Origin of the sequence: Nitrospirillum viridazoti CBAmc, assembly GCF_000730165.1 — a bacterium.
Classification (GTDB): domain Bacteria; phylum Pseudomonadota; class Alphaproteobacteria; order Azospirillales; family Azospirillaceae; genus Nitrospirillum; species Nitrospirillum viridazoti.
The window spans coordinates 2,898,767-2,919,057 of the sequence record NZ_CP022110.1; the positions used below are offsets into that span (position 1 = coordinate 2,898,767).

The 20,291-nt window shown below is 67.4% G+C and carries 19 protein-coding genes; 4 read left to right on the forward strand and 15 right to left on the reverse strand.

What is annotated here, in order from left to right; translation table 11 throughout:
- Nucleotides 1–2 precede the first annotated feature (2 nt).
- Together Y958_RS13395 and Y958_RS13400 are read right to left on the reverse strand one after the other, a co-directional pair.
- Nucleotides 3–1,409, reverse strand: a complete 1,407-nt coding sequence (locus Y958_RS13395) for a hypothetical protein (protein WP_088872361.1) — start codon at nt 1,407–1,409, stop codon at nt 3–5.
- Entirely contained in the window at nt 1,406–2,422 is a 1,017-nt protein-coding gene (locus tag Y958_RS13400) for a hypothetical protein (RefSeq protein WP_145727595.1), read from the reverse strand. Before Y958_RS13400 ends, Y958_RS13395 begins: the two co-directional genes overlap by 4 nt.
- 753 nt (nt 2,423–3,175) lie before the next feature.
- On the opposite strand from Y958_RS13400, the gene trxA reads away from it, so the two are divergent.
- Together trxA and Y958_RS13410 are read left to right on the forward strand one after the other, a co-directional pair.
- A complete protein-coding gene (trxA, locus tag Y958_RS13405; protein WP_088872363.1) occupies nt 3,176–3,502 on the forward strand; it encodes a thioredoxin TrxA in 327 nt (108 codons plus the stop codon).
- 221 nt (nt 3,503–3,723) lie between these two features.
- Nucleotides 3,724–6,069 (forward strand): TonB-dependent receptor, encoded by a 2,346-nt coding sequence (locus Y958_RS13410; RefSeq protein WP_244909301.1) that lies wholly within the window; start codon nt 3,724–3,726, stop codon nt 6,067–6,069.
- Between the two features lie 10 nt (nt 6,070–6,079).
- Here the strand turns inward: Y958_RS13410 and Y958_RS32935 are convergent, their stop codons facing one another.
- The 7 genes from Y958_RS32935 to Y958_RS13440 form a co-directional block, all read right to left on the reverse strand.
- Nucleotides 6,080–6,202, reverse strand: coding sequence for a hypothetical protein (locus Y958_RS32935; RefSeq protein ID WP_338039049.1), 123 nt, complete (start codon nt 6,200–6,202; stop codon nt 6,080–6,082).
- Entirely contained in the window at nt 6,199–7,365 is a 1,167-nt protein-coding gene (locus Y958_RS13415) for a bifunctional folylpolyglutamate synthase/dihydrofolate synthase (protein ID WP_338039050.1), read from the reverse strand. Before Y958_RS13415 ends, Y958_RS32935 begins: the two co-directional genes overlap by 4 nt.
- Before the next feature lie 30 nt (nt 7,366–7,395).
- Nucleotides 7,396–8,313, reverse strand: coding sequence for an acetyl-CoA carboxylase, carboxyltransferase subunit beta (accD, locus tag Y958_RS13420; protein ID WP_088872364.1), 918 nt, complete (start codon nt 8,311–8,313; stop codon nt 7,396–7,398).
- A 108-nt stretch (nt 8,314–8,421) separates the two neighbouring features.
- Nucleotides 8,422–9,258, reverse strand: a complete 837-nt coding sequence (trpA, locus tag Y958_RS13425) for a tryptophan synthase subunit alpha (protein WP_088872365.1) — start codon at nt 9,256–9,258, stop codon at nt 8,422–8,424.
- Nucleotides 9,255–10,463: a tryptophan synthase subunit beta gene (trpB, locus tag Y958_RS13430; protein ID WP_088872366.1), complete on the reverse strand. Its 1,209-nt coding sequence runs from the start codon at nt 10,461–10,463 to the stop codon at nt 9,255–9,257. The genes trpA and trpB overlap by 4 nt, the downstream gene beginning before the upstream one ends.
- A 189-nt stretch (nt 10,464–10,652) precedes the next feature.
- Nucleotides 10,653–12,452, reverse strand: a complete 1,800-nt coding sequence (locus Y958_RS13435) for a stimulus-sensing domain-containing protein (RefSeq protein ID WP_244909302.1) — start codon at nt 12,450–12,452, stop codon at nt 10,653–10,655.
- 112 nt (nt 12,453–12,564) lie between these two features.
- Nucleotides 12,565–13,269 (reverse strand): response regulator transcription factor, encoded by a 705-nt coding sequence (locus tag Y958_RS13440; protein ID WP_040842565.1) that lies wholly within the window; start codon nt 13,267–13,269, stop codon nt 12,565–12,567.
- 192 nt (nt 13,270–13,461) lie between these two features.
- Here Y958_RS13440 and Y958_RS13445 point away from each other — a divergent pair, with 192 nt between their 5' ends.
- Nucleotides 13,462–13,992, forward strand: a complete 531-nt coding sequence (locus tag Y958_RS13445; RefSeq protein WP_088872367.1) for a pyridoxamine 5'-phosphate oxidase family protein — start codon at nt 13,462–13,464, stop codon at nt 13,990–13,992.
- 107 nt (nt 13,993–14,099) lie between these two features.
- Here the strand turns inward: Y958_RS13445 and Y958_RS13450 are convergent, their stop codons facing one another.
- Entirely contained in the window at nt 14,100–14,777 is a 678-nt protein-coding gene (locus Y958_RS13450) for an NAD(P)H-binding protein (protein ID WP_088872368.1), read from the reverse strand.
- Nucleotides 14,778–14,989: 212 nt separating this feature from the next.
- Here Y958_RS13450 and Y958_RS13455 point away from each other — a divergent pair, with 212 nt between their 5' ends.
- Nucleotides 14,990–15,406: a hypothetical protein gene (locus tag Y958_RS13455; RefSeq protein ID WP_088872369.1), complete on the forward strand. Its 417-nt coding sequence runs from the start codon at nt 14,990–14,992 to the stop codon at nt 15,404–15,406.
- A gap of 60 nt (nt 15,407–15,466) precedes the next feature.
- Here Y958_RS13455 and Y958_RS13460 read toward each other — a convergent pair whose 3' ends face one another.
- The 5 genes from Y958_RS13460 to Y958_RS13480 all read right to left on the reverse strand — a co-directional run bounded on the left by Y958_RS13460 (nt 15,467) and on the right by Y958_RS13480 (nt 20,270).
- Nucleotides 15,467–16,081: a DUF3501 family protein gene (locus Y958_RS13460; RefSeq protein ID WP_088872370.1), complete on the reverse strand. Its 615-nt coding sequence runs from the start codon at nt 16,079–16,081 to the stop codon at nt 15,467–15,469.
- Between the two features lie 42 nt (nt 16,082–16,123).
- Nucleotides 16,124–17,500 (reverse strand): (Fe-S)-binding protein, encoded by a 1,377-nt coding sequence (locus tag Y958_RS13465; RefSeq protein ID WP_088872371.1) that lies wholly within the window; start codon nt 17,498–17,500, stop codon nt 16,124–16,126.
- Between the two features lie 88 nt (nt 17,501–17,588).
- Nucleotides 17,589–18,008, reverse strand: coding sequence for a rubrerythrin family protein (locus Y958_RS13470; RefSeq protein WP_040842562.1), 420 nt, complete (start codon nt 18,006–18,008; stop codon nt 17,589–17,591).
- 183 nt (nt 18,009–18,191) lie between these two features.
- Complete coding sequence (gene irrA, locus Y958_RS13475; protein WP_040842567.1) at nt 18,192–18,596, reverse strand: iron response transcriptional regulator IrrA; 405 nt, start codon at nt 18,594–18,596, stop codon at nt 18,192–18,194.
- Nucleotides 18,597–18,896: 300 nt separating this feature from the next.
- Nucleotides 18,897–20,270, reverse strand: coding sequence for an NAD(P)H-dependent flavin oxidoreductase (locus Y958_RS13480; protein ID WP_088872661.1), 1,374 nt, complete (start codon nt 20,268–20,270; stop codon nt 18,897–18,899).
- Nucleotides 20,271–20,291: the final 21 nt, after the last annotated feature.

Below are 20,291 nucleotides of genomic sequence, written 5' to 3' on the forward strand. Positions count from 1 at the left end.
CCTCAACTCAACCGGCGGTTCCAGTCGCGGTACATCCGCTCCGCCTCGTCCGAGCCGGCCAGGATTTCCACCAGGCGCAGGTTGTTGAACATCTGGCGGCGGACCTCGGGATCACCCCGGGCGCCGGGGGCCGCCATCATGCGCTCGGTCTGGCGGTCGATCTCCCGCCGGATTTCCGTGATCTTGGCGGTGACCTCGCGCTGGATGCCCAGGTGCCCCGCCAGCTTGGCGGAGCGCTTGAGGGCCAGAACCGTGGCCTCCGCCTTTTTCATCTCGTCAGGCGGGGTGGAGACGCCGCCGGCGGAATACATCAGGCCGGCCAGGGTCTTCTCCACGTCGCCCAGCACGGTGGTCAGCACGAATTCGCCGATCTCACTACGGGCGGCGGCCACGCGATCGACGATCTTCTTATCGCGCAGGATGGCGACACTGTCGTTGACCGAGGTGAGGCCATCGGTCAGCCGCTCCGCCACCGCAGCCAGGGAACCCAATTGCTGCACCGGATCCTTGGGAAGCGGGGCCGCGCCTGGTGTGGCGCCGGGCGCCGGCTCCGGCGGCTTCGCCATGGTGCCGGTCTGGCGCAGCAGGTTGCCCACCACCACGCCCGAGAGGTCGCGCGTCAGGGCGTCACGCTGCGCCTGGCTGTTGCCGGTCACGCGCATGTCGGTCAGCATCTTCAAGATCACGCCGGGGCGCAGCATGCGGGCGGTCAGCACCAGCAGCACGGGCGCTGCGGCCTGCGGGCTTTCCGCCCCGCCCAGTTGGGCCATGACGCTCTTGATGGCCTCGACATGGCTTTCCGCCAGGTCGCCGATGGGGCGTTCCGGCAGGCGCTGCTTCAAATCCTCGATGATGCCGCCCAGCAGCAGCACGTCGCGCAGCGTCTGGATCTGCCGCAGCACGTCGTCGTCACGGCCGAAATTGTCGACCATGAAGCGCAGATTGTTTTCCGCCTCGTCGGCGATGGCCGCCAGCGCCTGGGCGCCCGCTTCCCAGAGGGGCGCCGCCACGCGGGCCATCACACGCGGATCGCGCGGGTCGGCCTTCAGGATGCCCTGGGCGACGCCATCCACCATGCCGCCGTCCAGCCGCGCCCGCACCAGCTTCCACGCGGTGGGCAAGGTGCCGCGCGACACCCGTTGCAGCCGGCGGGTATAGACGCCGGGATCGTCGAACAGATCCTCCGCCGGGCGGAAGAACAGGCGCGAGACGGTGGGCCGGCGGGGCGGTCGCAATTGGGTCAGGCGCGGGCGCATCGCGTCGAACGCCCCGGCGATGCCGGGCTTTTCCCCCAACTGTTCCAACAAGGCGTAGATTTGCAGGAACTTGGCGTCGCTGAGCCGGGTGGCGTCACGCGCCAGGGTCTGCCACTGGGCACCAATGGAATCGGTGAAGGCCGGATCGGTCATGACAGCGTCGCCTTCAAGGCTTCGATCCGCATCACCGCCGCCATGTCGAGGGCGCCGGTGCGCCAGTCCTCCCCCATGCGCAGCCAGCGCGTCTGTATCTTCCCCAGCACCTCAAGGTCGTAGGCCGAGGGTTCCTTGCCGCCCTCGCCCACCGGGATCAGGGGGGCCAGGCGGAACAACTCACCCATGGTGGATTGCTGTGTCTCCAGCGGGCTGTCGGACACGCTGTCCCACAGGCGGATGAGGAAGGGCCAGCCGTCCATGAGCCAGCCAAGCCGCGTCACATCCTCCGCCACTGCGGTGCGCAGGGTGCGGAAATCACCGGCGATGGCGCCCAGGTCGCGACAGCGGTTGTCCAGCCGCGCCAGCCGGTCACGCGACATGTCCAGCGCCGCCTTGGCCGTCTCGGCCACGAAATCGGCCAGCTGCGACACCTCGGAGAAGTCAGTGGCGCCCCAGCGCTGCAGGCTGGCGCGGGTGCGCTCCAGCTCGCCCACCGCCATGCGCAGGCGGCCCAGCTGCTGGCACTGCGGCAGGCCCACGGGGGCGATCAGCGTGGCCAGGGTCTCCACCCGCGACACCATCTCCTCCACGGGCAGGCTGGCCCGCTGGCCCAGCTGCCCCAGGGCGGCGCGCATCAGGCGCCGGCTTTCGGAGCCGGTCATGCCGGTGGCCAGCAGCTCGGCCGGGTCCATGCGCGCCAGCTTCAGCAACTCGATGACCAGGGTGAATTGGGTCAGCGCCTGATAGCCCGCATCCAGCGCCAGGGTCTTTTCCGCCGCCAGCGAGGCGTCGCCGCCGGCCACGCCCGTCGCCTGCACGGCCAATACCGCCTGGCGCACGGTGTCGGGCGAATACTGCTTCAATTCCAGCAGGGCGTCGTACAGCAGCCTGTCATGCAGGGTGACGGTCATGACCGCGGGCAGGGAGCGCCAGGGCATGATGTACATGCCCTTGCCGCCGTTGAAGCTGGGCAGCAGGAATTCCGGTTCGCCCTGGCGGGTGGGCCGCATGCGGGCCTGACTCAGCATCGGGGTGGTGAAGGGAATTGAAATTCCCCGCTCACCAAACGTACCCGGCGAAATATCCAGACTTTTCGCTTGGCTCATCCCAGAAACCGCCGCCCCCCGCTGTCCCCCGGGCCCCGCCCGCCCCCATTTTGGGGAGGCGAGCCCAGCCTCTCCTATCCAAAGGAAATATGCCAGACAAATGATTAATTGTGACGGGACGTTATGGAACCCAATTCCACTCAGCCTGGTCACGGACCGACCTTGGACAATTCTGTAAGCAAATCCCGGGCCACTGTTAGGCACCCATAAACCGACGGCATTCGGAATTTTACCGGATGCCGCCAAGGAAAGAAGCTTACTGATATCGCGTTAAAATATTTCAACCGACTCGGAAAAGAGAGCGGACAAGGGTGATGTGTCGAACCGGGCCATGGCCAAACGCCCCTGTCTTCAAGGAGGGTCCGTCACCATCGGCGCCCAGGCGTCAGCGGCCCCGACACCATGACCATGAGCCCGCATCGTCGTCGACTGGGCATTTCCTGCGTTTCGGGGCCTGAAGGGGAAGGTTTTGCCGCTTTTCAAGGGGCCCCCGCCTCCGCCCTGCCCCCCGTCCGGGCCCGCCTTGACCATACCCGCCCAGGGCACCTACATTTATCGGTGAAACTGGGCGCGGAATCCCCGCGCACCTACCCGCACTAGGTAGGGCCACCATAGGAACCCCCAAGCCCTGGGGCCCTAGCAGCCAAGGATAGCGTTATGAGCGAGAATACGGTGAAGGTGACGGACAGCAGCTTCGAGACCGACGTGCTGAAGGCCGGCGGCCCGGTGCTGGTCGACTTCTGGGCCACCTGGTGCGGCCCCTGCAAGATGATCGCCCCGTCCCTGGAATCCATCGCCGAAGAACTGAACGGCCAGCTGACAGTGGCCAAGCTGGACATCGACGACAACCCCAACGTCCCGGGCAAGTACGGCGTGCGCGGCGTGCCGACCCTGATGCTGTTCAAGGACGGCGAAGTGGTCGCCACCAAGGTCGGCGCCCTGCCCAAGCAGGCCCTGACCGACTGGGTCAAGTCCAACCTGTGATCTGAACCGGCCCGCCGGGGCCGGAACGTGCCGGGTAGAGAGAGGCGGGCGTCCCCGAGGCGTCCGCCTTCTTCTTTGCACGGGCTTCTTTGTGCGGGCCCCGCATCCTGGGGCCGCCTTCCCGGGAACCGCATCAGCGCCTCGCCTAAAAATCTTGTTAATAATGATATTGATTCTTAGTTTCATAGCATTTACGGTCCCGACAAAAGACGGGGACGAAAATGTGTGCGAAAACAAACTATTCCTTCCTGCTGCTGGCCATGACCGCGTTGTCCTGGCCACCTTCAGGGACCGCGCTGGCCGCTGAGGCCACGCCTGCGCCGCTGGCCAACACCGGGGACACCGCTGGGGATGCTCCCGCGGAGGGCGAGGCGCTGGACGACATCATCATTACGGGTGAAAAGGCCAACCGCACGCTGAAGGAAACGACGACCAGCGTGGCCGTCACCACGCCAGCGCGCATCGCCCAGGAAAACATCCAGACCATTCAGGACATCTACGACCGCACGGCCAACGTCGCGCAGACCTACGGCGCCGCCGGCTTCACCATCCGCGGCATCGGCAACACCGGCGTATCCAACGCCGGCAACGCCGACGCCGCCACTGTCTACGTCGACGGGGCGCCCATTCCCGGCGCAGCCCTGTTCGGCGGGCCGACGGACATGTGGGACGTGGCACAGGTCGAAATCCTGCGCGGGCCCCAATCCACCATCCAGGGGCTGAACGCCATGGCCGGCGCCGTGGTCATCACCACCCGCGACCCTGCCGCCGACCATTGGGCCGGCGACGCCCGCGTGCAATGGACCGACCAGCAGGAGCGCACCTTCTCCGCCGCCGCCGGCGGACCGTTGGTGGCGGATGAACTGGGCCTGCGGGTGGCGGCGGAGCGCCGCGTCAACGACGGCATCATTGAGAACAAGGTGCTGGGCGACCGCGAGGACGCGCTACGGTCCCTGAACCTGCGCGGCAAGCTGAAATGGACGCCCAAGGCCCTGCCCGACCTGACGGCGGTGCTGAGCTATGACCGCACGCGGCGCGATGGCGGCTATCTCTACCAGTATGTCCGCACCGACGTGCCGGACTATTACGACCACCGCACCTCATTCTCCAACCGGCCCAACATCGGCAAGGTGGATACCGACATCGCCACCCTGAACCTGTCCTATAAGCTGAGCGACACGCTGACCATCACCAACGTCGCCTCCTGGAACCGGCTGCGCCAGGACGCCAGCCAGGACAGCGACGGCACGCCGGCGGACATCGAGGTGGTCGACAACAAGACCAAGGCCACCACCTACACCGAGGAACTGCGCCTGAACTATGCGGGCGACCGGTTCAGCGGCCTACTGGGCGGCTGGTATTACAACCGCGACCTGGCCGTCGACGCCGACAGCCACGTCACCGTCACCACGCCGCTGACGACCATCACCAACCTGCTGCGGGGCGCCGGCTTCCCCGCCGCCACCGCCAGCGCCATCAGCGCCGCCTATGGCAAGGTCCTGCCCGTGATCCCGGTGTCCTATCAGGCCCACCAGCCGCAACAGGTGGAGACGGCGGCCCTGTTCGGCGACGGGCGCTATCGCCTGACCGACCGGCTGTCGCTGCTGGCCGGCTTCCGTTACGACCATGAGCAGAACCGGTATGGCGCCGGCACCGCCACGCAGTTCACCGGCACCTATCCCGACCCCGCCGCCTTCGGCGCCGCGGGCACGCCGTTGAACCTGGCCGTGCAGGCCATCAACCGGGGGGTGGCCGGCATTGTCGCCCAGGCGGCCTCGGCCACCGCGTCCAACCAGCGCACCTTCGACGCCTTCCTGCCCAAGGCGGGCGTTTCCATGGATTGGACGCCGGACCTGGTGACGGCCTTCACGGTGCAGCGCGGCTATCGCTCCGGCGGATCCAGCCAGAACGCCGCCCACGCGGCTTTGGTGCCCTATGATCCGGAATACAGCTGGAACTATGAGGGCTCCGTCCGCTCCACCTGGCTGGACGGGTCGCTGGCCGTGAACGCCAACGCCTTCTACACGGACTGGAGCGACCAGCAGGTCACCGCCCGCTTCAGCGACAACGTCTACGACTACAACACCGTCAACGCCGGCAAATCCCACCTCTACGGCGTTGAGCTGGAAACCACGCACAAGATCAGCCCGGTGGTGGACTGGTACGCCTCCGTCGGCTATCTGCGCACCAAGTTCGATGAACTGCACCTGCCCAACGGCAGCAGCGCCACCGTGGACCTGACGGGGTCTGAGTTCCCCTATGCCCCGCATTGGACGCTGGCGGGCGGCGTGAACCTGCATTTCGGCGGCGGCTTCGTCGCCAACCTCAACGCCAACTGGCGCGATGCCGTCTTCACCGCCGTGGGCGCGACGCAGGGCCAGTACCGCGTGGGCGCCCGCGCCATCGCCAACACCCGCGTGGGCTACGATGCGGGACTGTGGGGGGCCTACCTGTTCGTGAACAACCTCACGGACGAGCATTATGCCCAGTACGTCCTGACGTCCCAGAACCGCGCCATCCTGGGCGCGCCGCGCACCATCGGCGGCACGCTGGAGGTGCATTGGTGACGGCGGGGCGTCAGCCGTTGTCCGCCAGGACGGAACCCGCGAGGTAGAGCGACCCGCAGATCAGGGTGCGCGGGGCCGCCCCCCGGGCCGCCAGCCCGGCGACGGCCTCGGCGGCGCTGCCGGCCTCGGTCACGTCGGTGATGCCGACCGCGCGGGCGGCGGCGGCGATGTCGGCGGGGGGCGGGTCGCCTCCTCGCCCGGAATGGATATCGCCACCAGGCGGCGAACATAGGGGGCGATGGGCCGCAGGAAGTCCGCCGGCACCTTGCTGGTGATCATACCCACTACCAAGTCCAGCACCTCACCGGTGCCGGTCCAGCGCTCAGCCTGCACACCCAGCACCTCGCCCGCCGAGTCGTTGTGGCCGCCGTCCAGCCACAGCTCCGTGCCGGGCATCAGCTGGACCAGGGGGCCGCGCGTCAGGCGCTGCAGGCGGCCGGGCCATTCCACCGCGGCCAGGCCCGTGACGATGTCGGCGTCCTGAACCGTCAGGGGCAGGTGCAGCAAGGCGGCGATGGCGGTGCCGGCGTTGCCGATCTGGTGCGCGCCCAGCAAACCGGGCATGGGCAGGTCCAGCGTGCGGCCAAAGCCTTCGAAGCGGAAGCCGACGGCGGTGGGTAGCGCCGACCAGTCCGCCCCGGCAATGGCCAGCGGCGCGTCCAACGCGGCGGCACGGTCACGGAAGACGGACAGGGGCACGTCCGATGCCTGGGGGCCCACCACGGCGGGACAGCCGGGCTTGAAGATGCCGGCCTTTTCGCCCGCGATGGCCGCCAGCGTGTCACCCAGGAACTGGGTGTGGTCGAAGGAGATGCGGGTGACGACGGCGGCCGCCGGCCGGTCCACCACGTTGGTGGCGTCCAGCCGCCCGCCCAGCCCCGTCTCCAGCAGCAGCACGTCGGCCGGCACCTCGGAATAGGCCAGAAAGGCGGCGCAGGTGATGATCTCGAAGATGGTGATCGGGTCGCCCTGGTTGGCGGCCTTGCACCGTTCCAGCAGGGTGACCAGGGCGGCGTCATCCACCAGGCGGCCGGCCAGCCGCACCCGCTCGTTGAAGCGGACCAGATGGGGGCTGGTGTAGACATGCACCCGGTAGCCCGCCGCCTCCAGCATGGCGCGCAGGAAAGCGATGGTGCTGCCCTTGCCGTTGGTGCCGGCGACGTGGACGACGGGGGGCAAATGATCCTGCGGCCGGCCCAGCCGGGCCAGCAGGCGCTTCACGCGATCCAGCGACAGGTCGATGACCTTGGGATGCAGCTGGCCCAGCCGGGCCAGCACCTGGTCCAGATCCGACACGACCGTCCCCCCTCCGTTCAAACTCCAGCCTTAGCGGCTGGTCACAGGCACCGGGCGCGGGCGCGACGGCTCGGTGGGGATGCGCACCACGTCGGCGCCGGGGCCGGGGCTGCGCAGCAGGTCGATCAGGCGGGACAGCATGCCCTTCATCTCGCGCCGATGCACGACCATGTCCACCATGCCGTGCTCCAGCAGGTATTCCGACCGCTGGAAGCCTTCCGGCAGGGTTTCGCGGATGGTGCTTTCGATGACGCGGGCACCGGCGAAGCCGATCTGCGCGCCGGGCTCGGCGATGTGGATGTCGCCCAGCATGGCGAAGCTGGCCGTGACGCCGCCGGTGGTCGGGTCGGTCAAGATAACGAGGTAGGGCAGCCCCGCCTCCTTCACCATCTCGGCGGCAATGATGGTGCGCGGCATCTGCATCAGCGACAGGATACCTTCCTGCATGCGGGCGCCGCCGGAAGCCGGGACCACGATCAGCGGCGCCTGCTGCAGCACGGCCAGCTTGGCCGCGGCCAGCAGGCCCTCGCCCACCGCCATGCCCATGGAGCCGCCCATGAAGGTGAAGTCGAAGGCGGCGACCACCGCCGGACGGCCGTCGATGCGGCCGTGGGCCACGACGATGGCGTCGGGGCGGCCGGTCTTGGACTGCGCGTCCTTCAGGCGGTCGGTGTAGCGCTTCTGGTCACGGAACTTCAGCGGGTCCACCACCGGCTTGGGCAGCTCGATGGTCTGGAAGCCGGCGTCCAGCGTCATCTTCAGGCGCTGCATGGGGTCCAGGCGCATGTGGAAACCGCAGTGCTGGCAGACGTGCAGGTTCTCTTCCAGGTCGCGGTGGAAGATCATCGCGCCACAGGACGGGCACTTGTGCCAGAGGTTGTCCGGCACCTCTTTCTTGGACACCAGGGCCTGAAGCTTGGGGCGGACGAAATTAGTGAGCCAGTTCATGTGCTTAACCTTAAAGACATTCGCCTGGCCGGGGCCGGCGCTGACAAACACCAGCGGGGGCGGCGCCTGATGGCGCGCCCCCGGACAGGCGAAAGCCGATCTTGTAGCCTATTTCCGCGCGCCGCGCACCCCGGCCGCCAACTGCCCCACGAAACCCAGCACGTCGGGCACCAGGCCGGGCTTGGCCTTGCCGTCGGCGTCCAGATTGGCCTCCAGCCGGCGGACGATGGCGCTGCCCACCACGGCGGCGTCCGCCACCCGGGCGACGTCGGCCGCACCCTGAGGCGTGGTGATGCCGAAACCCACCGCCACCGGCAGATCGGTACCGCTGCGCAGATGGGCCACGGCGGCGGCGATGGCGTCGCTGGTGGCCGAACCGGCACCGGTGATGCCGGCGATGGAGACGTAGTAGATGAAGCCCGAGGTGTTGGCCAACACCGCCGGCAGGCGGGCCTTGTCCGTCGTCGGCGTCGCCAGGCGGATGAAGTTGACGCCTGCGGCCTGGGCCGGCAGGCACAGCTCGCCATCCTCTTCCGGCGGCAGGTCGACGACGATCAGGCCGTCCACCCCGGCCGTCTTGGCGTCGGCCAGGAAGCGGTCCACGCCATAGGCGTAGACGGGGTTGTAATAGCCCATGAGGATGATGGGGGTGTCGGCATCACCCTCACGGAAGGCCTTCACCAGGTCCAGCGTGCGCGTCATGCGGGCGCCGGCGGCCAACGCGCGCAGGGTGGAGGCCTGGATGGCCGGGCCGTCCGCCATGGGATCGGTGAAGGGCATGCCCAGCTCGATCAGGTCGGCGCCCGCGCCCGGCAGGCCCTTCAGCAGGTCCAGGCAGGTGTCGTGGTCGGGATCGCCGGCGGTGATGAAGGCGACCAGGCCGGCGCGGCCCTCCGCCTTCAGGGCAGCGAAACGGCGATCGATGCGGGAATTCGTGGTGCTCACAGGCTAACCCCCAGTTCGCGGGCGACGGTGAAGATGTCCTTGTCGCCCCGGCCGCTGAGGTTCACGACCATCAGGTGGTCCTTGGGCAGGGTGGGCGCGCGGCGGATGACCTCGGCCAGCGCGTGGGAGGATTCCAACGCCGGGATGATGCCCTCCACCTTCGACAGGCGCTGGAAGGCGTCCAGCGCCTCCGTGTCCGTAGCGCTGACATAGGTGACGCGGCCGACATCGTGCAGCCAGGAATGCTCAGGCCCGATGCCCGGATAGTCGAGGCCGGCGGAGATGGAGTGACCCTCCAGGATCTGCCCGTCCTCGTCCTGCAACAGGTAGGTGCGGTTACCGTGCAGCACGCCGGGCCGCCCACCGGTGAGGGAAGCGGCGTGCGCCCCGGTCTCGATGCCGTGGCCGGCGGCCTCGACCGCCACCATGGCGACGTCGGCGTCGTCCAGGAAGGGGTAGAACAGGCCCAGGGCGTTGGAGCCGCCGCCGATGCAGGCAACCAGCGTGTCCGGCAAGCGGCCTTCCATGGCCACCATCTGCTCACGCACCTCATGGCCGATGATGGACTGGAAGTCGCGCACCAGGGCCGGATAGGGGTGCGGGCCGGCGGTGGTGCCGATGATGTAGAAGGTGTCGCCGACATTGGTGACCCAGTCGCGCAGCGCCTCGTTCATCGCGTCCTTCAGGGTGCGCGAGCCGGAGGTGACGGGCTTCACCTCCGCGCCCAGCAGCTTCATGCGGAAGACGTTGGGCTGCTGGCGGGCGATGTCGACCTCGCCCATGTAGATGGTGCAGGGCAGGCCGAACAGGGCGCAGACCGTGGCCGTGGCGACACCGTGCTGGCCGGCGCCCGTCTCGGCGATGATGCGGGTCTTGCCCATGCGCTTGGCCAGCAGGATCTGGCCGATGCAGTTGTTGATCTTGTGCGCGCCGGTGTGGTTCAGCTCTTCGCGCTTCAGATAGATCTTGGCGCCGCCCAGCTCATTGGTCAGCCGCTCGGCGAAGTACAGCTTGCTGGGGCGGCCGACATACTGGTTCAGGTAATAGCCCATCTCGGCCTTGAAGGCCGGGTCGTCCTTGGCGGCGGTGTACGCCTTTTCCAGGTCGAGGATCAGGGGCATCAGGGTTTCGGCGACGAACCGCCCCCCGTAGATACCGAAATGGCCGTGCTCGTCTGGACCGGCGCGGTAGGTGTTCAAGCTCATGGGGCGGCGCTCTCATGTCAGCTGGGCTCACCCCGGTTGGACGCCCAGTTCGATCCAAGGGGGGGCGAGTAGGCCGCCGACGATACCGGCCCTGGCGGCGATTTCAAGACCGCCCGCGCCGCCGCGCCCTAATGCCCGCCATGCGCCACGGCCCGTGATCCAGCAACTTAATTGCGCGTACGAAAGATTTCAGCCCCGCGGCAGCTGCACCGTGAACACCGCGCCCAGCACCTTGCCGGTCGCATCGGTGCGATTGGCGGCGAAGATGCGGCCGTTGTGGGCCTCCACGATCTGCTTGGAGATGGAGAGGCCCAGCCCGGAATGGGTGCCGAACTTCTCGCCCGCCGGCCGCTCGGTATAGAAGCGGTCGAAGATGGCTTCGGTCTTGCCGGCCGGTATGCCCGGGCCGTCGTCGGTGCAGGTGATCTCCACCCGGTCGCCCACCACCTTGGCCGCCAGCACCACCTTGCCCCCGGGCGGGGAGAAGGACAGGGCGTTGGAGATCAGGTTCTGGAACACCTGGGTCAGGCGGCCCTCGATGCCCGGAACCACCAGGTTGCGGCTGGCCGGCGGCAGCTCCACCTCCACCGTCACCGGCGGCGGCCCGGCCTCGCCTTCCTCCCCCTCGTCCGGGGCGGCGCCCAGCGTGTTCTCGTGGATGTCCTTGAACATGGTCAGCATGCGGCGCAGGTCGACGGAGTTGGCCTCCGCCCGGCTCAGCTCCGCATCCAGGCGGCTGGCGTTGGAGATGTCGCTGATCAGGCGGTCCAGGCGGCCGACGTCGTCGGCGATGATGGCCAGCAGCTTGCGCAGCCGCGTCTCATCCTTCACCAGCTGCACCGTCTCCACCGCACTGCGCATGGAGGTCAGGGGGTTCTTGATCTCATGCGCCACGTCGGCGGCGAAGCGCTCGATGGCGTCCATGCGGTCCCACAAGGCCGATGTCATGGCGCGCAGCGATTGCGACAGGTCGCCGATCTCGTCATGCCGGCCGGAGAAGTCGGGCAGCACCGCCTGCCGGCCATGGCCGTAGCGCACGTCGTCGGCCGCCGCCGCCAGCCGGCGGATGGGGCGCACGATGGTACTGGCAAGATAAATGGACATCAGCACCGTCAGCACGATGACGCCGCCGAACACCTTCAGGATGTTCACGCGAAACTCGCGCACCTCGGTATCGATCTCGGACCCGCTGCGGCTGATCAGCACGGCGCCCAGCACCTGCTTGTAGCGCTGGATGGGCACGGCCACGGTCAGCACCATGTCCTGCTTGCCGGCATCGCCGGCCACGCGCCAGACATGGGTGGCCGCCTCGCCGTTCAGGGCCTTCTGCACGTCGGGGAAATGGCTGCCGTCGGCCGCCCGGTTCTCCGCATAGACCGGCAAATGGTCACGGGTGGGCAGGGCCCGCACGATGGCGTTGTAGAGGTCTATGCCCAGCTGGGTCAGCTGGTTGCCGTCCGGTAGGGGCGGCAGCTCCTCGATCTGCACGCGGGTGCCCTTGGCCAGGCTCAGCACCCGGCTGTCGGCCTGCAGCTTGCCCTTGGGATCGTACAGGCGGAAGCGGGTGTCGGTGGTGTCGCCCAGGCGACGCACCATCTGGGCCGCCAGCGTCCAGGACAGCGTGCCCGCCGGCTCGTTGAACTCATCGCTGCTGGGCTCCATGGCGCCTTCGCCCAGGGCGCCGGAGAAGATGCGCGCCTCGGTCGTCAGGATGTCCAACTGGCGCTGCACCAACCAGTCCTGATAGCGCTCCAGGTACAGCAGGCCTGACAGCAGCAAGGCCAGCGCCAGCAGGTTGACGGTCAGGATGTGGCGCGTCAGGGGGGAAATGACGCCATAGGACCGGCGCCGGCGGGCGCGCACCACCGGCTTGGCGTCACCGTCCAACTCCACCTGGGCGCCGCGTCGCAAAGGGGCGGCCGCCATTCCCTGCGCCGCCGCGGCCCCCCCGGCGGGGGCTGCGCGCCGTGCCAGCATGTCCTTGAGCATATCAGGTTCCTCAGGCGCCGACGGGGCATCCGCCCCTGTGGCTATCCTCGCTTTCCAGTCCGCCGCGCTCCCCGGAACGCTCCGGCGGACGCGGTGAGCGCCCTTAAGCCGTTCAGGCGTCGCGGTATTTGTAGCCCACGCCGTACAGGGTTTCGATCTGGGCGAAGTCCTCGTCGGCCACCTTGAACTTCTTGCGCAGGCGTTTCACGTGGCTGTCGATGGTGCGGTCGTCGACATAGATGTGCTCGCCATAGGCGGCGTCCATCAGCTGGTCGCGGCTTTTCACGTGGCCGGGACGCTGGGCCAGCGCCTTCACCAGCAGGAATTCCGTCACCGTCAGGTCGATCTCCTGCCCTTTCCAGGTGCAGGAATGGCGGGCGTTGTCCAGCACCAGCTCACCGCGCACCATGACGGAGCCCGGCTCCGCCGTCCCCTTGCCGCCGCCGGCGTTCAGCACCTCGCGCCGCAGCAGGGCCTTGATGCGTTCGATCAGCAGGCGCTGGGAAAAGGGCTTTTTGATGTAGTCGTCGGCGCCCATGCGCAGGCCCTGCAACTCATCGATCTCATCATCCTTGGAGGTGAGAAAGATGACGGGCATGGCCGAGTTCTGGCGGATGCGCTGCAGCAGCTCCATGCCGTCCATGCGCGGCATCTTGATGTCCAGCACGGCCAGGTCCACCGGCCGTGAGCTGAGCGCGCGGTGGGCCTCATCCCCGTCGGTGTAGGTGCGCACCTCGTACCCCTCGGCCTCCAACGCGATGGAGACGGAGGTCAGGATGTTGCGGTCATCGTCAACCAGCGCGATGGTCTGAACCACGGAGTTTTCCCCTCTTCCCACTTTGCCCCGGCCGTCCCGTCCGACCGAAGTCGGGGGACAGCCCCAGTTCACCAGATTGCCCGGCACTATGGCATGATTACGGCGAAGTATGCAGCCGCCCCTGCCACTGGAGGAATAGTCCGCAAGGGGCGGGGCGGTTCCAAAGAAATGGGTGGAGTGACGCCGGTGACAATGCCTCCCGACATACCCCCGCAAGCGGCCCCCGCCGGCGCGCCTGCCAGCCCCCCGGCCGAGGCGCGGCAGACCGCCCTGGATCTGTTGGCCAGCCGGCCCCAAGCCACGCTGACCACCCTGGTCGCGGGCTCGGCCGATGACGCCGCGGCCATGGCCGGTTGGCCCTACCCGTCCCTGGTGCTGGTGGCGCTGGATGGCGGCGGCCGGCCCCTGCTGTTGCTGTCGGAACTGGCGCTGCACACCCGCAACCTGCGCCAGGACGCCCGCGCCGCCCTGCTGTTCGAGGACACCGCCGGCCGGGAAAATCCGCTGACCGGGCCGCGCCTGTCCGTCATGGGGCGGGCGGAACCCCTGGCTGGGGAGGAGGCGGAGGCCGCGCGCGCCACCTACCTGGACCGCCATCCCGGGGCCGCGCTCTACGCCGACTTCCCCGATTTCCGCTTCTGGCGGATGGAGATCGCCCAGGCCCACCTGGTGGCGGGCTTCGGCCGCATCCACTGGCTCAGCGCGGCTGATCTGGCCGTGTAATGCCAGCGGCACGAGATGTTGACTCGTGCCGCTGTAGCCCGCGGATGCGGGCGCCCGGCGAGTGAGGGGGCATTTGAGAGGTCACGATCAAATGTCGCGCGTATAAATCACATCCCCGCCAGGGAGCGGATGGCGCTGTATTCATGTGTGCGCACGCCGCCGATGGCCGGCTGGCTGGCGGTGGTGACCAGGGCCGCGGCCACCACCTTGGCCGGGATGGGGCGGTACTTTTCCAGGCGTCCGCTGAGGAAAGGGCCGACCAAAGGCGCCAGCACCTGGAAGAACCGTTCCAGCGGCCGCTCCTGCCTGCGCTTGCCCAGCAGCAGCGAGGGGCGCAGGAAATGGCGGGAGGTGAAGCCCAGGGTGGCCACGTAATCCTCCATCATCCCCTTGGTCTTCAGATACAGGCGATGGGAGGTCGAGTCGGCATCGACGGAGGAGACGCCGCCGAAAAAGGTGGCGCCGGCGCGGCGCGCCGCCTTGGCCACCGTCACCACATACTTCAGGTCCACATCCTGGAAGGCGGCGTCGCTGCCGGCGTCCTTGCGGGTGGTGCCCAGGGCGCACAACAGGGCGTCCACCCGCACGTCCGGCGGCAGGTCGGACAGGGTGGCGAAATCCACCACCAGCTCACGCAGCTTGGCATGCCGCAGGCCGGTGGGCTTGCGCACCAGGCTGACCACCTGGGCCACCTTGGGCGACTCCAGCAGCATGGTCAGGGCATGGGCGCCCACCAGGCCCGTGCCGCCCACCAGCAAAACCCGCAAACCACCCGCCTGATCCATGCCCGCCCATCCTTGAAAGCCGAATGACCCAAAACCGCGAAATCGCGGGACCTTAACACGGGATCTGGGCGTTAAGGAAAGAGGTGCCGGTTTGAACCGGGTTTATTTCGCAATTGCGAAAGACTGGGGATGTCTTTTTCAGACGTCCAAATGGGTAGTGGCGGAATCGAAAAAGTGAGCGCATCATTCCTGTAATAAATAGGGAGGCTGCTATGAAAAAGGACGCTCAGATCCTTCAGGATGTGCCTGCTTTCAATGCGATCGGCCTTGGCCTGGTTTTCGGCATGTCCGAACTGGCCGTGTACGGCGCCGCCCAGCTCTTGCTGCCCGGTCTGGGCCTGAAGATGGACATCGCCATCCTGGCCTGGGGGGCCAGCCTGATGATCCTGGGGCCGACCCTGGGCCTGGCCGCCATCTACGGCCTGCACCAGGTGGTGGCGAAGAGTGGCCCGGGCAAACCCTCCGGCCACAGCCTGGCGCCCGTGCCGCCGGGCACGCCGGGGTCGGACGACAAGCCCACCAACTGGTTCCCCTACGACCCTGACAGCATCGATATGTTCGACACCGAAAGCCCCTATCCGCATGTGGGCGCGAAAGCGCCGGCGAGGGCGCTGGAAACCGTCAGGTAGGCGACGCAACCCCATCACGACGAAGGCCGGCCCACTGACGGAGCCGGCCTTTTGTTTGCCTCAATCAAAATCCCCGGCCAAAGCGGCGCGCACGGCCTCCGGCATCACCGTCATGTGCGGATATTGGTCGTGGTCGACGCCCACCACCACCCGCGTGTTCGGCTGGCGGAACAGGGCCACCTGGGCGTCGGCGAAGGGGAAGTGGACGAACTGCACGCTGGAGGCCTTGCCGGCGGCGGAGGTGCGGTCCAGGTCGGCCTCGGGCAGGCCGCGCACCTTTTCGCCGGCGAACTCCAGCCACAGGGTGTTTTCCACCCCGCCCAGCTGCCCCAGCAGGGCCTTGCGCCGCAGGGGGTCGTCGATCTCGAACATGACGGTGGCCACCAGTTCCCGCCCCTTGGGGATCAGCGGGTTGTAGGCGCGCAGCTCATCCTCGACCTGGGCCTCGCCGCCACGCTCGATGAACAGCATCTCGTGCACCTGGGACCACATGGTCTCATAGCTTTCGAAATGGAAGGTGGCGTAGGGCCCCACCGCCAGGCGGCGGTCACGTTTCACCGCCACCAGGGCGCGGCGGCGCTCCGCCCGTATCCGGCCGTATTCGTCCATGGGCATGATGTCGTCCCGGCCGATGGCGTGCCGCCGGCTGGAAACGGGAGAGGGCGCCTGGGTCATGATGGGGTCTCCTGAACGCGCCCGGACTATGCCCCAAAGGCCTCACAGCCCATAGGCCCGGGCGAAGATTTCGACGGGGTGCAATTGCTCCAGGGATGCCGCCTGCGCCGGATCCAGCCGCTCCACCCCCTGACGAATGTGTTCGCCCGCCAGCGGGCATTCGGATGCCAGATAGTGCTTGGCGTTCTTGACGGCCTGGCTGGCCACCGGCTTGCCCACCTTCAGCGCCGTCTCGAAATTGCCCTTCATGACACCCCAGCTGCCGCCATGGCCGGAGCAGCGTTCCACCACCTTCAGCTCGGCCGGGCCCATCCGCCCGCCCTCGGCGTCCTTGGGGATCAGGCGCAGCATCTCCGCCGCCTTCTGCCCCATGTTCTGCGCCCGGGCGTGGCAGGCGATGTGCAGGGTCACACCGCCCTCCAGCGGGCGCAGACCAGGGGCAAGCCCTTCCTTTTGGGCGATGTCGACGATGTATTCCGCGATGTCAAAGGTGGCCTTGGACAACCGCTCCACCGCCGCGCGGTCGGGATGGTCCGTCGGCACCAGGTGCAGCCATTCGAATTTCAGCATCAGGGCGCAGGACGGCACCAGGGCGATGACATCATAGCCCTGGTCGATCCAGCGGCTGAAGTGACGGGCGACCAGGCCGGCGTTTTCCACCACCTGTTCGATACGCCCCTGTTCCAGCTGGGGCATGCCGCAGCAGGCGGGATAGGCCACGTCCGTCGCCACCCCGTTGTGCGCCAGGATGGACTGCGCCGCCTGGCCGATGCCGGGGTTGCTGAAATTGACGAAGCAGGTGGCGTAGAACACCGCCTTGCGCCCCGCGGCCGGCCCCACCGGGTTGACCGCCGGCGGGTCGTCGGCCGCGCGCGCGACAAAGCTGCGGCCCTGGAACTTGGGCAGGCTGGCCGCGGCATCGATGTCCGCCACCTTTTCCATCATGCGGCGCGTCAACCGGTTGCCGGTGGCTGTGGCCCAATTCACCAGGGACGCCACCTTGCCCGCGACACGGCCGTTGCGGTCGGTGCGGGTCATCTGGTCCACCGCGAAGGGGACGCCGTGTTTGCGCGCCTGCACCGCGCGATAACGCAACATCAGGTGGGGGAAATCCAGGTTGAAGGGGTGCGGCGGCACATAGGGGCACTTGGTCAGGAAACACATGTCGCACAGCGTGCAGGCGTCCACGACCTTGACGAAATCCTTGCTCTCCACCGTATCCAGTTCTTCCGACGGCGCGTGGTCCACCAGGTCGAACAGGCGGGGGAAGCTGTCACACAGGTTGAAGCAGCGGCGGCAGCCGTGGCAGACGTCGAAGACGCGCCGCATCTCCGCGTCCAGCAGCGCCTCGTCATAAAAATCCGGGTTCTGCCAATCCACCGGATGGCGGACGGGGGCCTCCAGGCTGCCTTCGCGCATGGGCGCACCTCCACCGGCGCCGGCCTGCATCCAGGAGGGAGCGTCGGGATAGGGCTGGGGAAGATCAGGCGTTACCGGGGGCGGGGGGTCAGCTGTTCAGCTGGTCCAGCGCCTTCTGGAAACGGCCGGCGTGGCTTTTCTCCGCCTTGGCCAGCGTTTCGAACCAGTCGGCGATCTCGTCAAAGCCCTCATCGCGGGCGGTGCGGGCCATGCCGGGATACATGTCGGTGTATTCGTGCGTCTCGCCGGCGATGGCGGCCTTCAGGTTCAGGTCGGTGGAACCGATGGGCTCACCCGTCGCCGGGTCGCCGACCTCTTCCAGGAATTCCAGGTGGCCGTGGGCGTGGCCGGTCTCGCCTTCAGCGGTGGAGCGGAACACGGCCGCGACATCGTTGTAGCCTTCGATGTCGGCCTTTTGCGCGAAATAGAGATAACGGCGATTGGCCTGGCTTTCGCCCGAGAACGCTTCCTTCAGGTTGCTTTCGGTCTTGGTACCCTTGAGCGACATGGCAACAGTCCTCCACGACAGGGTTCACGCAAACCTTCAGCGGCCATCTGCGGTGGCCTTTCATGCGGGCGATGATCATGCCACGCCCAAGCCGGCGGGGCAATTCGTCTAGAGAAATTCTAAACTATCGCCTCACCCGGAAGGGGAACCGTTTGAAGGATGGGGAAGGATGCCGTCCGCCGTTCAGTTCCCGTCGCTGAGGCGGATGATGACGTCCACGCGGGCGACGCGGGTACCGGCGGGCGCGTCGGGCAGGCCGCTGACGGCCAGGGCGTCGCCCGGGATGTCGATCAGGTGGCCGTTGCCCTCGAAGAAGAAGTGGTGATGGTCCGACACGTTGGTGTCGAAGTAGGACCGCCCGGCCTCCACCACCACCTCGCGCAGCAGGCCCGCTTCGGTGAACTGGTGCAGGGTGTTGTAGACGGTGGCCAGAGACACCCGCATATCGGCGGTCGACGCCTCACCATGCAGCTGTTCCGCCGTCACGTGGCGGTCATGGCCGTCGAACAGCAGCTTGGCCAGGGCCACGCGCTGGCGGGTGGGACGAAGGCCCGCGCGCGCCAGCCGATCTATCGCCTGGATGGCCATCGCCTGGATGGCTGTCGCTTCGCTGCTGAAGTCTTCAGCGGTGAGGGGGGCGGGGGTGAGGTCGGTCATGATCTGCATATGGGCAAGAGCGCGGACCGGAAAAGACCCGATCCTCAAGGATTTCCGCTATTCAGCCATGAAATTTGGAATGAATCCAGATTTAAAGGCGCCGGCCTGGACTGCGCCTGGGGAAAAGGTTGGTGGCGGCCATCATTCAGCCGACCAAACGAAAAGAGGGCCGAAACCGGCCCCCTTCCCTTGCGATGATCCCGCGTCATGTCCCCCGACCGCGATCCGCACTCAGTACCCCGTCGCGATCCGCTCCACCAACTGCTTCACCGTCGGCACGAAGCCGTTCTGGTACCAGGGGTCGCTGGCGAAGCGGTAGGCGTTGTGGCCGGCGAACATGAGCTGGTGCTCCACATCCTCGGAATGGCTGATGTTCTGCAGGGTCTTCTGGATGCAGAAGGAACGCGGATCCGCCTTGCGGCCCGTGGTCCCTTCCTCGTTCTGCGCCCAGTTGGAGAAATTGCAGGCCGACAGGCAGCCCATGCAATCGATCTGGTCCTGGCGGATGACCTCCGCCTGGGCGGGATCGACGAAGATAAGGGTGGTGTCCGGGGTCCTCAGGGCCACGCTGTTGCCGCCGGCCACCCAGCCCTGCGCCCGCTCGCGATCATGTTCGGTGAGATACACCGGGCGGCCGCGCGGGCCCACCATGAACTCGGCGGTCAGGTCGCCGACCGGCTCCACCGAATAGGCCACCTGCCGCTCGGCCCGGCCCTTCAGCTCTTCCAGGAAGGGGTTGCTGACGGCCGAGGAATAGAAGCCGGTGGGGGAGAAGTGGTTCAGGTAGACGTCACCCTTCTTCAGGGTCAACAGCCGCTGCTTCCACGCGTCGGAAATGGGGCTTTCCTTGGTCAGCAGCGGACGGGTGCCGAACTGGAAGCCGACGGGCCCGATCTCCGGATTGTCCAGCCAGTGGTCCCATTCCGACAGCCACCACACGCCACCCGCCATGATGATGGGCGTCTCGTTCAGGCCAAAGCTGTTCATCATCTCGCGCAGGGCCTTCACGCGCGGATAGGGATCCTCCGGCTTCAGCGGGTCCTCGCTGTTGGACAGGCCGTTGTGGCCGCCGGCCAGCCACGGATCCTCATAGACGACGCCGCCCAGGAAATCCCGGAACTTGTTGTAGGCGCGCAGCCACAGGGCGCGGAAGGCACGGGCGGACGAGACGATGGGGTAGTAGTACACACCGTGCTTCACGGCGATTTCGGCCACGCGGTAAGGCATGCCGGCGCCGCAGGTGATACCATGGATCAGGCCCTGCGCCCCTTCCAGCACGCCGTGCAGGATCTGCTCGGCCGCCGCCATTTCCCACAGCACGTTCATGTGGATGCGGCCCTCGCCGCCCGCCGTCTCGTGCGCCACGCGGGCCTGGTAGATGCCGCCGCGGATGGAATGCTTGATCAGTTCCTCATGCCGCTCACGGCGGGTCTTGCCATGATAGACCTGGGGGATCAGCTGGCCGTTGTCGTCGTAAGCGTCGGCGTTGACGCCGGAGAAGGTGCCAACGCCGCCGGCCGACGCCCACGCGCCGGAGCTTTCGCCGTTGGAAACGGAGATGCCTTTGCCACCCTCGACGACGGGCAGCACTTCCTTACCGGACATCACCAATGGCCGCAGCGCCTT

Coding starts and splice junctions, on each gene's coding strand:
- trxA (WP_088872363.1), top strand. CDS start 3,176: ATGAGCGAGAATACGGTGAAGGTGACGGACAGCAGCTTCGAGACCGAC.
- accD (WP_088872364.1), bottom strand. CDS start 8,313: ATGAACTGGCTCACTAATTTCGTCCGCCCCAAGCTTCAGGCCCTGGTG.
- trpB (WP_088872366.1), bottom strand. CDS start 10,463: ATGAGCTTGAACACCTACCGCGCCGGTCCAGACGAGCACGGCCATTTC.
- Y958_RS13470 (WP_040842562.1), bottom strand. CDS start 18,008: ATGTCGCTCAAGGGTACCAAGACCGAAAGCAACCTGAAGGAAGCGTTC.
- Y958_RS13450 (WP_088872368.1), bottom strand. CDS start 14,777: ATGGATCAGGCGGGTGGTTTGCGGGTTTTGCTGGTGGGCGGCACGGGC.
- irrA (WP_040842567.1), bottom strand. CDS start 18,596: ATGGCCATCCAGGCGATAGATCGGCTGGCGCGCGCGGGCCTTCGTCCC.
- Y958_RS13465 (WP_088872371.1), bottom strand. CDS start 17,500: ATGCGCGAAGGCAGCCTGGAGGCCCCCGTCCGCCATCCGGTGGATTGG.
- Y958_RS13460 (WP_088872370.1), bottom strand. CDS start 16,081: ATGACCCAGGCGCCCTCTCCCGTTTCCAGCCGGCGGCACGCCATCGGC.
- Y958_RS13445 (WP_088872367.1), top strand. CDS start 13,462: ATGCCTCCCGACATACCCCCGCAAGCGGCCCCCGCCGGCGCGCCTGCC.
- Y958_RS13400 (WP_145727595.1), bottom strand. CDS start 2,422: ATGCGGCCCACCCGCCAGGGCGAACCGGAATTCCTGCTGCCCAGCTTC.
- Y958_RS13410 (WP_244909301.1), top strand. CDS start 3,724: ATGTGTGCGAAAACAAACTATTCCTTCCTGCTGCTGGCCATGACCGCG.
- Y958_RS13480 (WP_088872661.1), bottom strand. CDS start 20,270: ATGTCCGGTAAGGAAGTGCTGCCCGTCGTCGAGGGTGGCAAAGGCATC.
- Y958_RS13395 (WP_088872361.1), bottom strand. CDS start 1,409: ATGACCGATCCGGCCTTCACCGATTCCATTGGTGCCCAGTGGCAGACC.
- Y958_RS13435 (WP_244909302.1), bottom strand. CDS start 12,452: ATGCTCAAGGACATGCTGGCACGGCGCGCAGCCCCCGCCGGGGGGGCC.
- Y958_RS13455 (WP_088872369.1), top strand. CDS start 14,990: ATGAAAAAGGACGCTCAGATCCTTCAGGATGTGCCTGCTTTCAATGCG.